Annotated in this window: 11 protein-coding genes; 4 read left to right on the top strand and 7 right to left on the bottom strand. The window is 68.0% G+C overall.

Translation table 11 applies throughout. The annotated features are described in order from the left end of the window. The first annotated feature begins 85 nt into the window (after positions 1-85). Positions 86-904 (top strand): hypothetical protein, encoded by an 819-nt coding sequence (locus XINFAN_RS16810; RefSeq protein WP_124088019.1) that lies wholly within the window; start codon positions 86-88, stop codon positions 902-904. 485 nt (positions 905-1,389) lie between these two features. Here XINFAN_RS16810 and XINFAN_RS16805 read toward each other — a convergent pair whose 3' ends face one another. From XINFAN_RS16805 to copM, 5 genes are all read right to left on the bottom strand, one after another. Then, positions 1,390-1,716, bottom strand: a complete 327-nt coding sequence (locus XINFAN_RS16805; protein WP_124088018.1) for a DUF6280 family protein — start codon at positions 1,714-1,716, stop codon at positions 1,390-1,392. Between the two features lie 316 nt (positions 1,717-2,032). Next, the gene (gene ygfZ, locus XINFAN_RS16800; RefSeq protein WP_124088017.1) at positions 2,033-2,806 is read right to left on the bottom strand and encodes a CAF17-like 4Fe-4S cluster assembly/insertion protein YgfZ; all 774 of its coding nucleotides are present in this window, start codon (positions 2,804-2,806) and stop codon (positions 2,033-2,035) included. A 62-nt stretch (positions 2,807-2,868) separates the two neighbouring features. After that, positions 2,869-4,539, bottom strand: a complete 1,671-nt coding sequence (locus tag XINFAN_RS16795; protein ID WP_124088044.1) for an ABC transporter ATP-binding protein — start codon at positions 4,537-4,539, stop codon at positions 2,869-2,871. Positions 4,540-4,713: 174 nt separating this feature from the next. Next, a complete protein-coding gene (locus tag XINFAN_RS16790; RefSeq protein ID WP_124088016.1) occupies positions 4,714-5,382 on the bottom strand; it encodes an exopolysaccharide biosynthesis protein in 669 nt (222 codons plus the stop codon). A gap of 140 nt (positions 5,383-5,522) precedes the next feature. Beyond that, entirely contained in the window at positions 5,523-5,888 is a 366-nt protein-coding gene (gene copM, locus XINFAN_RS16785; RefSeq protein WP_124088015.1) for a CopM family metallochaperone, read from the bottom strand. Between the two features lie 215 nt (positions 5,889-6,103). Between copM and XINFAN_RS16780 the strand changes: the two genes are divergently transcribed. Then, positions 6,104-6,883 carry a gamma-glutamyl-gamma-aminobutyrate hydrolase family protein gene (locus XINFAN_RS16780; RefSeq protein ID WP_124088014.1) on the top strand — a complete coding sequence of 260 codons (780 nt, stop codon included), beginning with the start codon at positions 6,104-6,106 and terminating at the stop codon, positions 6,881-6,883. Between the two features lie 122 nt (positions 6,884-7,005). Here XINFAN_RS16780 and XINFAN_RS16775 read toward each other — a convergent pair whose 3' ends face one another. Further along, on the bottom strand, positions 7,006-8,010 hold the full coding sequence (locus XINFAN_RS16775) for a L,D-transpeptidase (protein WP_233352270.1): 1,005 nt from the start codon (positions 8,008-8,010) through the stop codon (positions 7,006-7,008). 181 nt (positions 8,011-8,191) lie between these two features. Beyond that, on the bottom strand, positions 8,192-9,388 hold the full coding sequence (gene kynU, locus XINFAN_RS16770; protein ID WP_124088013.1) for a kynureninase: 1,197 nt from the start codon (positions 9,386-9,388) through the stop codon (positions 8,192-8,194). 276 nt (positions 9,389-9,664) lie between these two features. Here kynU and XINFAN_RS16765 point away from each other — a divergent pair, with 276 nt between their 5' ends. After that, positions 9,665-11,239, top strand: coding sequence for a Re/Si-specific NAD(P)(+) transhydrogenase subunit alpha (locus tag XINFAN_RS16765; protein WP_124088012.1), 1,575 nt, complete (start codon positions 9,665-9,667; stop codon positions 11,237-11,239). Between the two features lie 15 nt (positions 11,240-11,254). Then, on the top strand, positions 11,255-12,748 hold the full coding sequence (locus XINFAN_RS16760) for an NAD(P)(+) transhydrogenase (Re/Si-specific) subunit beta (RefSeq protein WP_124088011.1): 1,494 nt from the start codon (positions 11,255-11,257) through the stop codon (positions 12,746-12,748).

The raw sequence follows: 12,748 nt of genomic DNA, 5'->3' as shown, positions 1-12,748 counted from the left end.
CAACGGCCGCGCCATTTTCTTGTCTGCGGCAGGGGTTGCGACTAGACTGCGGCACAAAGCAAAACCCGCAGAGGGGCAGGGCAGTATGTCGGAACCACTCAGTTCGCATGAAATCGAGGATGTGCTGTCCTCCATCCGCCGACTGGTGTCCGAGGAGATGCGCCCGCTGAAACAACCCGATCCGCCCGCCCCCCAGGGGCCGGAGAAGCTGTTGCTGACCCCCTCGCTGCGGGTGGTGCCCGACCGCCCGGCTCCGGTGGCGGCCTCCGCCCCGCCAGTGCTGCCCGTCGCCGAGCCCGAGGTCTTCTTCGGCGAGGCCGTGCCGCTTGGCGCCTCGCCTGCCGGGGATCTCTATGACGATGCCGGGCTCGATCTGGGCGGCAGCGGGCTCAAGGCGGTGATCGACAGCCTGTCGGTGCCGCAACCGGCAACCCGCGACGACACGGATCCGCCGCAGCAGGCCGCGCTGTCCGCTCCCCCGGCCGAGGCCGCGCAGGGCGGTCTGCCGGAGGTGGACTGGATGCAACCCGGCGAGGAGGACGACTGGCCCGATGAGGGGCCGGTTCCCTTCGTCGCCCATCCCCGCGGCGCTCTGCGTACCGCAACCGATCCGCTGGCCCGGGCCTGGGCCGATAATGCCGAAGCCGAGGTTCGCGCGGAACTGAACACCGGGGCCACCCCCGTCCGCGAGGAAACGCCGGTGGCTCCGGTCGCGGTTTCTGTCGCCCCCGGGGCCTTTGACCAGGACGAGGCGATCCTCGACGAGGATCTGCTGCGCGACATCGTGCGCGAGATGATCCGCGAGGAGCTGGCCGGAACCCTGGGCGAGCGCATCACCCGCAATGTGCGCAAACTGGTGCGGCTCGAAGTTAACCGCGCCCTGACCACGCGCGAATTCGAGTAACCGCCTGCCGGCCGGAACCGCTTACAGGACGCGCCCCCCCGGGCGCGTCTTTTGGTTTCGCGGAACACCAGGATGCGGCAGTCGCGGCCCACAGCCAGGGATCTCCGCTTGCAAGAGGTTGCGCAGGCGGTGGACCGGGACAGTCAGGATATGCTGCGAGGCGGCGGTGACGGCAAAGACCCCCGGACGGCGGGGCGGAGCGTCCGGGCAAGGGAAGGAGTGTCCGGCACACGGCCCAGGCCCGGCGCAGGCTTGCGGTATCGACGGCGGCTGCGTTGCCCGGGCGAGAGCGGGGCGCGCGCTCAGATGCGGGTGAGAGCAGGGAGCATCGGCCCTGTGGCTGAAGGTAGGCGCTTCTGGTGCAGGGGGCAGCAATGGCCTGGCGCCGTGCCGTGCCGGGACTGCACAGGGGAAGGCCGGAAATGAAAACGCGCCCGCTGAGGGGCGCGTGTTTCGCTCGGGGGCCGTCGGCCCCGGCTGCTTTCTCAGGCGGCTTCGGCCTGATCCGATTCCAGCGCGGCGCGGCGCTCGGATTCCTCGCGCGACAGCGCGACCGAGGTGCGCACGCCCTTGCCGACGAATTCCATCAGCCCTTTGACCACACGCTCGTTCGGGTCGATCCCGGCGCAGGACAGCACCTCGCGGCCATCGCGCGACCGCGCCCAGCGGGCGATCTGCTCGGGGCCGTTGCCGTATTTCTTGTCATCAGCGATCGCGTCATCGAGCGCCGCCAGCACAACCGCTGCAAAGAGCTTACGCGCACGCTGGCCCTGCTCGAAGTTGAACGCCGTGCTGTCGATGGAATCCAGCATCACTCTTTATCCTTGGTCGTTTCTTGATCTTTCCGCGCAGTTGCGCTTGTAACGCCTGGATTACGATTCGGGCAGCCCTGTTTGGAATGCCTGCTATGCTTCTGGCGCATAGCTTGGCGAAGGGGCCACAGGATCTGGTTGTCATCCAGGGGCAGCGCCGCCGATATATAGGGGCGGTATCATGTTTTTCAAGGTATTTCAGGTATATGATTTCACCCGGGGTAAAGCTGACCCCTTGTGTCCGCCGCCGAAAAATGCCTGGTGCCGGTTTTCCGGGCACAGCGGCGGCGCGAAAACGGGCAGGCGGCGAAGGGCCTCAGCCTTCGGCTTCCAGCCGCGCCGCGCCCGCCTCAAGCGGCCCCGCCAGCCGGTCGAAGCGCATCTGCGCCAGCGCCCGGCCGCCGGACACCGTGCCGAGGACCCCGGCCTCGCGCCCGTCGGGCAGAGTGATCGCCGTTCCCGGTTCTGCCGCGCCTTCGATCTTCAGCCGCACGAGGCCTTTGCGCAGATCGGTCTTGTGCTTCATCCGCGCGGTGACTTCCTGGCCGACGTAACAGCCCTTGCGGAAATCGACGCCGTGCAGCCGCTCGAACCCCTGTTCCAGGATGTAGCTCTCGTTCGGGCGCAATTCGGCGGGGTATTCCGGGATCAGATGTCCGACCCGGATCGCCTCCCAGTCGGTCGGATCTTCCGCCGCCCCCTCGCCGTAAAGCCGCCAGCCGAGCGCGGGATGGCGCGGATCGGCCAGCGCGCCCGCGGGGGCAGGGCCGGTGCCGCGGCTGACCGCCAGCGGGCTGCGGGCGATCTGCACCGCGGCGCGCAGCCGGTAAAGCTGCATGAGCCGCATCACCCCCGGCGCCAGCCGCGCGTCGATGTCGAGCAGCAGGACCCCCGCCGGATCCTCGGCGCGCCGCGCGACGAAGAAATCCGCCAGATATTTGCCCTGCGGATTCAGCAGCGCCGCCCAGACCAGCCCGGGCCCGCGCGACAGCGGCAGGACATCGTTCGTCACCAGCCCCTGAAGGAAGCTGACGCTGTCCTCGCCCCCGATCTGCCAGATCTCGCGGGGGGCGGGCGGCGATGCGGTCATGACGGGCTCCTTCGCGACTCCGGGGCCGAATATGGGGGCGCCGTGCGGCGAAGGGAAGGGGCTCAGGCCTGGAACTGCAAGGCATGCAGCCGGGCGTAAAGCCCGCCGCGGGCCAGCAACTCCTCATGCGTGCCCTGTTCCGCGACCCGGCCCTGATCCATCACCAGGATCAGATCGGCCTCGCGCACCGTGGCCAGGCGATGCGCGATCACCAGCGTGGTGCGGCCTTCCTGCGCGCGGGCCAGCGCCTCGGTCACCGCGCGCTCGGAGGCCGCGTCCAGCGCCGAGGTGGCCTCGTCGAGAAGCAGCACCGGCGCATCGGCCAGCAGCGCCCGCGCGATCGCCACCCGCTGGCGCTGCCCGCCCGACAAGGACGAGCCGCGCGGCCCCGCCATGGCGTCGAGACCGCCGGGAAGGCGGCTCAGGAAGCCCGAGACATTGGCGTCGTCCAGCGCGCGCGCCAGCCGCTCTTCGGTGATCGTCCCGCGCCCGAGGATCAGGTTCTCGCGCAGGCTTTCGTCGAACAGCGCCGATTCCTGGCTGACGGCGGCGAAGAGGCTGCGCTGATCGGCGAGCGTCATCCCCTCGCTGGCGGCGCCGCCGATCAGGATGCGGCCCGATTGCGGCTCGGCCAGCGCGGTCAGCAGATGGAAGACGGTGGATTTCCCCGCGCCCGAGGCGCCGACCAGCGCGGTGACCCTGCCCGCGGGCGCCGTGAAGCTGAGCCCGCGCAGCACCGGCGTCTCGTCATAGCCGAAGCTCACCTCATCGAAGCGGATCTCCGGGGGCAGGTGGGCCGGGCGGGCGAGGCTGACCGCAGGGCGGATCGCCACGGCCCGCATGTCGAAGAGCCCATAGATCCGTTCCAGCGAGGCCAGCGCGATCTGGCGCTGCCCGGCAAGGTCCGACAGCCGGCGGATCGGCTGGAAGGTCAGCGCCATGGCGGTGAAGAAGGCCATGAATTCGCCGGTGGTGCGCTGGCCCGAAACCACCTCGCGCCCGCCAAGGATCAGCACCGCGAAAAAGCCGATGCCGGTCACCACATCCACAAGGGCGGGCATGGTGGCGCGGCCGAGGGCCGATTTCACCTCGGCGCGCAGGATACGGCGCACGATGGCGGCGAAGCGGCTGCTTTGGTAATCCTCCATCCGGTTCAGCTTGACCTGCTGGATACCGTGGAAAATCTCGTCCAGCCTTGTGGCGCGCAGGCCGGATTCGATCCGCATCTGCTGCGTCTTGCGCCGGATGTAGCGTTGCAGCGCAAGGGCGGGCATCAGCAGCAGCGGCGTGCCGATCAGCGCGACCAGCGTCCAGCGCAGGTCGATCCCCACCGCGACCACGAACAGCCCCGCCAGCGCCACCATATCGCGCCCGACGCCCGCGATCACCAGCTGCGTCGCGCCCTGCGCGGCCATGGTGTCGCCCTGAACGCGCTCGATCAGCGTGCCGGGCGGGTTCTTCTGGTAGAAGGATCCGTCCAGCGTCAGCAGATGGCGCACCAGCGCCTCCTGCATGTCGGTGGCGGTGGCCTGGTTGACCATGGCGATCAGCCAGCGCCCGAGGATAGAGGTGACGGCCCGGATCAGGAACAGCCCGAGGATGCCAAGGCCGACCCAGACCAGCGCCCCGGTCGAGCGCGCGCCGAACACCTCGTCGAACAGCGGCTCCAGCATCCAGGACAACAGGCCGAGCGTCGAGCCTTCCAGCGCGGACAAGAGCATCGCCAGCACCATAAGCCCGGCGCGGCGGCGCAGGAAATCGCGCCAGAAGCGGAGGATGAGGCCCTGCCCGGCGGCGGGGGCGGTCACGGAGGGATCTGCACTCACGGGCGTGGGCCCCTTTCGGTTGCCGTTCCGCGGGGTGTAGCGCAGCGCGCGCGCTCTCTCAAGCGGCGGCTGGCCCGGGGCTCAGAAGGCGTTTTGCAGCACGAAAAGCGCCGATTTCACCAGCGCGTAGCCCAGCCCCGCCACATAGACCAGCGCCCCCGCCGAGGCCAGCATCCCGATCCCGATCCAGAGCCCGTCGCGTTCCAGAATGCCCAGCCCGATCAGGCAGATCGCCGCCGAGGGCGCCAGATTGGCGAAGGGGATCGGCAAGGCCAGCGCCACCGCGAGGATCAGGCAGACAAGGCCCAGGAGGCGCTGCGCCAGATCGCCGGCCATGAACTCCAGCCGCGCATGCATCAGCCCCTCGGCCCGGCCAAGCCAGGGGGTGATCCGCTTCACCATCGCGGCGAAGAACACCCGGTCCATCGAGCGTTTCGCGATGATCTGCGGCAGCCAGGGCTCGCGCCCCAGCACCATCTGCACCGACAGGAACACGAGCGGCAGGCCGAGAACACCGGCCAGCCCCGGCGGCGAGGGCAGGATATTGGGAAAGGCGAAGATCAGCAGCAAAGCGCCGAAGGCGCGCGCGCGCATGGTCTCCAGCATATCGGAAATCGCGATCCTGTCGCGCGAGGCATCCTCGGCCAGGTCCGCCAGGATCGCCGAGAGCCGCTGGTCCCCGGCATGAGGATCCTGTCCCGGGGCGGCGGAAGCGGGGCTGGCGTCAGCTGGCGGAAGGTCTTGCTTCATCACATGCTCTGCCGGCGAACCGGCCCGTCTCCCATCTCGTCGCGGCGCGCGGGCGGCCGCCTGTTCCCCTGCACTCTGATGCGGGAAGGGCGGAAATCAAGCCCGCTCCGCCCCCTTGGGCGAACAGCCGCGGGGGCGGGTTATTCCTCTGCGGGCGCGTTCTTCGCCAGCCAGTCGCGCATCCAGGCGATTTCCTTCTCCTGCGCCGCGATCACCTCTTCGGCCAGCGCGCGGACTTCCGCATCCTGGCCGTGTTCCAGCACGATCCGCGCCATGGCGACCGCGCCTTCGTGATGCGGGATCATGCCGCGCACGAAATCGACATCGGCATCGCCGGTGTAGTCGATCGCCATCGCGCCGTGCATCTCCATCGCCGCTTCCCCGAAAGCCGCGGTCGAGGGCGAGGCATCGGCCCCGGTGCCATGGCCGGAATGGTCCTGCGCCGCCAGCGGCGCGGCCAGCGCAAGGCTCAGGCCAAGGGCGAAAGCAAGGGGATGGGCGGACATGGCGGTCTCCTTCGTGAGCGTTGCGGGCGTGATCGTTGCGGGGGGAAGCTGAAGGCTTCCGGCTGCGGGAAGGCAAGTCACGCTGCGGTGAGGCGCCTGCGGCAGGTCAGCGCGACCTGTGCAGACAGAGCCGGGCGACTGTGCGCGATCAGACGCTTCAAAGCCCTGAAATTGCGGGTTATGTTCAGACGGTATGCAGCAGTGGTTTTCGGAATATGCCTGAACAGAGCCGCCCGGTGATCGGGATCATCTCGAACCCGCATGAGCTTGAGACCGGCTATGAGGTTCATGGCAGCGGCGCGATCAACACGATGGCGGTGGCGCAGGTGGCGGGCGGTCTGCCGCTGATCATCCCCGCCGATCCGCGGCTGGTCGCGGTGAACGAGCTGCTGGATCTGTGCGACGGGTTTCTGCTGACCGGCGGGCGGCCGAATGTCCATCCCAGCGAATACGGCGAGGAGGAGACCCCCGCGCATGGCGCCTTCGACCGCGGCCGCGATGCGGTGACGCTGCCGCTGGTGCGCGCCTGCGTCGAGCGCGGCCAGCCGGTGTTCGGTATCTGCCGCGGCTTTCAGGAGGTGAACGTCGCCATGGGCGGCAGCCTGCATCCCGAGATCCGTGATCTGCCGGGGCGGACGAACCACCGCATGCCGCCCGAAGGCAGCATGGAAGAGAAATTCGCCTTGCGCCATCCGGTGCGCTTCACCGAGGGCGGCGTGTTCCACCGCCTGCTGGGCGCGAGCGAAGTGATGACCAACACGCTGCACGGCCAGGGCATCAGCCGCCCCGGGCCGCGGATCGTGATCGACGGCCGCGCGCCCGACACCACCCCCGAGGCGATCTATGTCGAGGGGGCGCCCGGATTCACCCTTTCGGTGCAATGGCACCCGGAATGGCGCGCGGGCGAGGATCCGGTCTCGCGCCCGCTGTTCGAGAGTTTCGGCCGCGCCGCTGCCGCCTGGGCAATGGGCCGCCGTCCGCTCCGGGTGGCGTGAGCCGGTGCTCTTCCACCCTTACGGGCGTCATCGCAAGCGAAGAGGCCCGTAAGGGCCGATGAGCGGGCAAGCAAAGAAAAAGCCGCCCCAAAGGGCGGCTTTTCGTTCTTTCCGGGTGTGGCTTACCGCGTCGGGCAATCCTCGCCTTCGCAGGCCGGTTTGGCCGGGGCTGCTGCTGCCGGAGCTTCAGCGGGGGGCGCCGGGGCAGAAGCCGCGGGGGCGGCCGGTTCCGCCGCCGGCAGGAGCGGCGCGGACCCCGCCGCGCCTGCGGCCGGGGTGGTCTCGGCAGCATCCGCGGCGGGCAGGGCGGCGCCCGGCATCATCGGGCCGATCATCATCGGCGGCATGGCGGCCGGGGTGACGGCGGGCTTCGGTTCGGCCTTTTTCTTCGGTGCCGGCGGTTTCGGGATCGACAGACCGTTCGGCATCTCGCCCTTCGCGGTCAGAACGACGACCTTCTCGCCGCCCTGCACCCGCTCATAGAGATCCATCACATCCTGGTTGATCATGCGGAAGCAGCCCGACGAGGCGTTGCGCCCGATCGACTGCCATTCCGGCGTGCCATGGATGCGGTAGCCGTAATCGCGCCCGCCCGAGGTCAGATAGATCGCCCGCGAGCCGAGCGGGTTGCTCGGGCCGCCGGGCTGGCCGTCCTTCCATTTCTCAAGGCTCGGCTTGCGTTCGATCATCTCTTTCGGCGGCGTCCAGGTCGGCCAGGGCCGTTTGTTGGCGACGATGGATTCGCCCGACCACTGAAAGCCCTCGGCCCCGACCGAAATCCCGTAGCGGATCGCCTTGTTCTTGCCGATCACATAGTAAAGAAACTTCGGGGTCGGGTCGATGATGATGGTGCCCGGCGGCTGGTCGGTCGGATAGTCCACGACCTGGCGGCGGTAGGCCGCGGGGATCTGCTCGACCGGCAGCGCGGGCACGGTATGGGCGCCGTCCGAACGCGCGGCATAGATCGTCGCATCGGTGCTGATCGCGGGCTGCTCCTCGACGGAAACGCCGGCCGGGGCGCCGGTGATCGGATCGACGCAGGCCGAAAGCAGCATCAGCGAGGCAAGCGCCGCCAGCGGGGCTTTTGCCGAAGTCCTGAAAGTGGCGACAAGGCCGGTCGTTCGCATCTGGGGTCTCACAATTCTTATATGGGCGCGGCATCGGCGAAGCCGCTCCCGTCAGGGCGGGACGCTATCCGACTGGCCGCGGAGCGTCAAACGCCCAGGCCTGCCGGATTGTTGACAGGATCGTGAAAATGCACCGATTGCGGCCGGGGCGTTGCCGATTTGCCCCGGGTCCGGCAGCGGCTCATGTCACCCTGGCGCGCCGATGGTATTCCGGGCGGTCCCATACACGCCCGCGCATGATTTCCGCAAGGGTTTCCACCGCGCGGGCGACATCGTCCCGGTCGATATAAAGCGGCGTGAAGCCGAATCGCAGGATATCGGGTGCGCGGAAATCGCCGATCACGCCGCGCGCGATCAGCGCCTGCATGATCGCATAGCCCTCGGGGTGGCGGAAGCTGACCTGGCTGCCGCGGGCGGCATGGTCGCGCGGCGTGGCAAGCGCCAGATCCGCGCAGGCGGCCCCGACCCCGGCGATGAATTGATCCTGCAACGCCAGCGAGGCGGCGCGCAGATCCTGCATGTCCACCCCCTCCCAGACATCGAGCGCGGCATCCAGCGCCGCCAGCGCGAGGATCGGCGGCGTGCCGACCCGCATCCGCTCGATCCCCCGTCCGGGCCGGTAGTCGAGGTCGAAGGCGAAGGGCGCCTCGTGCCCCATCCAGCCCGACAGCGCCGGGCGCGCGCGCGCCTGATGGCGGGGGGCGACATAGATGAAAGCCGGGCCGCCGGGACCGGAGTTGAGGTATTTATAGGTGCAGCCGACCGCGAAATCCGCCCCGTCGCGCGCCAGTTCGACCGGGAAGGCCCCGGCGGAATGCGCCAGATCCCACACCAGCAGCGCGCCCTTCTGATGGGCGATGCGGGCGAGCTCTGCCATGTCGTGGCGCCGCCCGGTGCGGTAGTCGGTTTCGGTCACCATCACCACCGCGACGCTGTCGTCGATGGCGCCCGCCACGGCTTCCGGCGCCACGGTGCGCAGGGCATAGCCCTCGCCGAGCGTGCGCACCAGCCCGTCGGCGATATAGAGATCCGAGGGGAAATTGCCGGTATCCGACAGGATCACCTTGCGCCCGGGCACCATTTCCAGCGCCGAGGCCAAAGCCTGCCAGACCTTGACCGACAGCGTATCGCCCATCACCACCGAGCCCGGCTCGGCCCCGATCAGACGCGCCACCCGGTCGCCGATGCGCGAGGGCATCTCCATCCAGCCGGCCTCGTTCCAGCCGCGGATCAGCATCGCGCCCCATTCGTCGCGGACCGCGCGCGCCAGCCGTTCCGGCACCGCCTTCGGGAGCGGCCCCAGCGAGTTGCCGTCGAGATAGATCACCCCTTCGGGCAGATCGAACAGCGCCTTTGTGGCGGCGAAATCGGTGGGCATGGCGGGCTCTCCTTCAGGGTGGCCGCTGTGGTCTTTCTGCCTGCTTTTATCCCTCTTCGCCATTTCGGCAAGGCCCCGGCCGTGCAAAGAGCTTGCAAATCGGCGCGATCCGCCTGCACTTTCCCCGGGCCGGGGATGGGGCCAGCCCGGGGCGGGTCTGGCCCGGTTCTGCGAATCCAGAATGCAGGGCAATAAACCGCATTGTGCATTTGCAGCATTGAAATATTGTTGCGCGGCTATATACCGGATTACTGAACAGAACGGGGGAGACGGCATTTGAAGATCGGAGCATTGACCGAGGTTGCCTCTGGGGAGTGTCGTGTTGCTTTGACGCCTGAATCTGCGTTGCAGCTTCAGAAGCTGGGGCATGACTGCGTGATCGAGGCGGGGGCCGGGCTGCGGGCCGGGTTCACCGATGCGGCCTATCAGGCGGCGGGGGTGAGTGTGCTGCCTTCGGCGCAGGCGGTGGCCGATGCGGCGGATGTGGTGGTGAAGGTGCGCGGGCCCGAGCCTGCGGAACTGGATCTGCTGCATGAGGGCCAGACGCTGATCTCGTTCTTCTGGCCGGCGCAGAACCCGGAACTGCTGGAGCAGGCGCGGGCGAAGGGCGTGACCGCCGTCGCCATGGATATGGTGCCCCGCATCAGCCGTGCGCAGAAGATGGACGCGCTGTCCTCGATGGCGAATCTCGCCGGTTACCGCGCGGTGATCGAGGCAGCGAACAACTTCCCGCGCTTCTTCACCGGCCAGGTGACGGCGGCCGGAAAGGTGCCGCCGGCGAAGGTGCTGGTGGTGGGCGCGGGCGTCGCGGGTCTGGCGGCGATCGGGGCGAGCGTGTCGCTCGGCGCGATCACTTACGCCTTCGACGTGCGCCCCGAAGTGGCCGAGCAGATCGGGTCGATGGGCGCGGAATTCGTCTATCTCGACTTCGCGGAATCCGCCCAGGACGGCGCCGCGACCGGCGGTTATGCCGCGCCCTCGTCGCCCGAATTCCGCGAGGCGCAGCTGAAGAAGTTCCGCGAACTCGCGCCCGATATGGACATCGTGATCACCACCGCGCTGATCCCGGGCCGCCCGGCACCGAAGCTCTGGACCGCGGACATGGTGGCGCTGATGAAGCGCGGCTCGGTGATCGTCGATCTCGCCGCCGAACGCGGCGGCAACTGCGATCTGACCGTGCCGGACGAGAAGATCGTCACCGACAACGGCGTGACCGTGATTGGCTATACCGATTTCCCCAGCCGGATGGCGGCGCAGGCCTCCAGCCTTTATGCCAATAATATCAGGCATATGATGACGGATCTTACGCCGAAGAAAGACGGCGTGATCGACCATAACATGGAAGACGACGTGATCCGCGGCGCGACGGTGACGAAGGCGGGCGAGACCACCTGGCCGCCGCCACCGCCGAAGATCCAGGCCATCGCGGCGCAAAAGCCGAAGGAAAAGCCGAAGGAACTGACGCCCGCAGAGCGCCGCGCGCAGGAGGTGGCGGCGTTCAAAGCCCAGACCCGCAACCAGATCGGGCTGCTGGCGATTGGCGGTGGTCTCCTGCTGCTGGCCGGCTGGTTCGCGCCCGCGAGCTTCATGTCGCATTTCATCGTTTTCGTGCTGTCGTGCTTCGTCGGCTTCCAGGTGATCTGGAACGTCTCGCATTCGCTGCACACGCCGCTGATGGCGATCACCAATGCGATCTCGTCGATCATCATTCTCGGCGCGCTGTTGCAGATCGGCTCGGGCAACTGGCTGGTGATCGTGCTGGCGGCGCTTTCGGTGCTGATGGCCGGGGTGAACATCTTCGGCGGTTTCCTCGTCACCCGGCGGATGCTCGCCATGTTCCAGAAGTCGTAAGGGAGGGGGGACCAGATGGAATTCGGTTTCACCACGGCCGCCTATGTCGTCGCGGCGGTTCTGTTCATCCTCTCTCTCGGGGGGCTCTCGAACCAGGAAAGCGCGAAACGCGCGGTCTGGTACGGGATTTTCGGCATGGGCCTTGCGGTCACCGCCACGCTGATCGGCCCGGGCGCCGGTCTGTGGTGGCTGTCGCTGGTGCTGATCCTTGCCGGCGGCGCCGCCGGCTGGGTGGTGGCGCAGCGCGTCCAGATGACCGAGATGCCGCAGCTTGTTGCCGCGATGCACTCGCTGGTGGGTCTGGCCGCCGTGTTCATCGGCTTCAACACCCATATCGAGATGGTGCGGCTCGCCGATCTGCTGGCTTTGGCGCAGGATCCGGCCGGGGCGGTCTTCGCCGACCTCGACAAGGTGATGGCGCTTTCCAAACTGGCCGAAGAGCTGACCGGCTTCGCGGCGGTGATCGCGCATAAGACGCCGGTCGAGATCTCGATCCTGCGGGTCGAGACCTTCCTCGGCGTGTTCATCGGCGCGGTGACCTTCACCGGCTCGGTGATCGCTTTCGGCAAGCTGGCGGGCCGCGTCGACGGCAAGGCGAAGAAACTGCCGGGCGGGCATGTGCTGAACGCGAGCGCGGCGGCGATTTCGCTGGTGCTGCTGGTGGTCTATCTGCAAACCGGCTCTTCGCTGGCGCTGATCGGCATGACGATTGCGGCCCTGTTCATCGGCTATCACCTGATCATGGGGATCGGCGGCGCCGACATGCCGGTGGTCGTGTCGATGCTGAACAGCTATTCGGGCTGGGCGGCGGCGGCGATCGGCTTCTCGCTGTCCAATGATCTCTTGATCGTGGTCGGCGCGCTGGTGGGCTCTTCGGGGGCGATCCTGAGCTACATCATGTGCAAGGCGATGAACCGTTCGTTCATCTCGGTGATCCTCGGCGGGTTCGGTGGCACCACCGGCCCGGCGATGGAAGTCACCGGAGAGCAGATCGCCATCGACGCCGAAGGCGTGGCGGCGGCGCTGAACGACGCGGATTCGGTGGTGATCGTGCCGGGTTACGGCATGGCGGTGGCGCAGGCGCAGCAGTCGGTCAGCGAGCTGACCCGCAAGCTGCGCGCGAAGGGGAAAGAGGTGCGTTTCGCCATCCATCCGGTGGCGGGCCGGCTGCCCGGGCATATGAACGTGCTCCTGGCCGAGGCCAAGGTGCCCTATGACATCGTGCTGGAGATGGACGAGATCAACGACGATTTCCCCTCGACCGATGTGGCCATCGTGATCGGCTCGAACGACATCGTGAACCCGGCGGCGCAGGAGGACCCGAACAGCCCCATCGCCGGGATGCCGGTGCTGGAGGTCTGGAAGGCGAAACAGGTGTTCGTCTCGAAACGCGGCCAGGGCACGGGGTATTCGGGAATCGAGAACCCGCTGTTCTACAAGGAGAACACGAGGATGTTCTACGGCGATGCCAAGAAATCCGTCGATGCGCTCTTGCCGATGATCGAGTGA

Source organism: Pseudogemmobacter humi, from assembly GCF_900609055.1.
In the GTDB taxonomy this organism is placed as follows: domain Bacteria; phylum Pseudomonadota; class Alphaproteobacteria; order Rhodobacterales; family Rhodobacteraceae; genus Pseudogemmobacter; species Pseudogemmobacter humi.
Note: the sequence above shows the minus strand (reverse complement) of the source record. Positions and strands in the feature narration are given on the sequence as shown.

Bases quoted from the DNA above. Each gene is read 5' to 3' on its own strand.
- XINFAN_RS16810 (WP_124088019.1), top strand. From the start codon at position 86: ATGTCGGAACCACTCAGTTCGCATGAAATCGAGGATGTGCTGTCCTCC.
- XINFAN_RS16805 (WP_124088018.1), bottom strand. From the start codon at position 1,716: ATGCTGGATTCCATCGACAGCACGGCGTTCAACTTCGAGCAGGGCCAG.
- ygfZ (WP_124088017.1), bottom strand. From the start codon at position 2,806: ATGACCGCATCGCCGCCCGCCCCCCGCGAGATCTGGCAGATCGGGGGC.
- XINFAN_RS16795 (WP_124088044.1), bottom strand. From the start codon at position 4,539: ATGGTGCTGGCGATGCTCTTGTCCGCGCTGGAAGGCTCGACGCTCGGC.
- XINFAN_RS16790 (WP_124088016.1), bottom strand. From the start codon at position 5,382: ATGAAGCAAGACCTTCCGCCAGCTGACGCCAGCCCCGCTTCCGCCGCC.
- copM (WP_124088015.1), bottom strand. From the start codon at position 5,888: ATGTCCGCCCATCCCCTTGCTTTCGCCCTTGGCCTGAGCCTTGCGCTG.
- XINFAN_RS16780 (WP_124088014.1), top strand. From the start codon at position 6,104: ATGCCTGAACAGAGCCGCCCGGTGATCGGGATCATCTCGAACCCGCAT.
- XINFAN_RS16775 (WP_233352270.1), bottom strand. From the start codon at position 8,010: ATGCGAACGACCGGCCTTGTCGCCACTTTCAGGACTTCGGCAAAAGCC.
- kynU (WP_124088013.1), bottom strand. From the start codon at position 9,388: ATGCCCACCGATTTCGCCGCCACAAAGGCGCTGTTCGATCTGCCCGAA.
- XINFAN_RS16760 (WP_124088011.1), top strand. From the start codon at position 11,255: ATGGAATTCGGTTTCACCACGGCCGCCTATGTCGTCGCGGCGGTTCTG.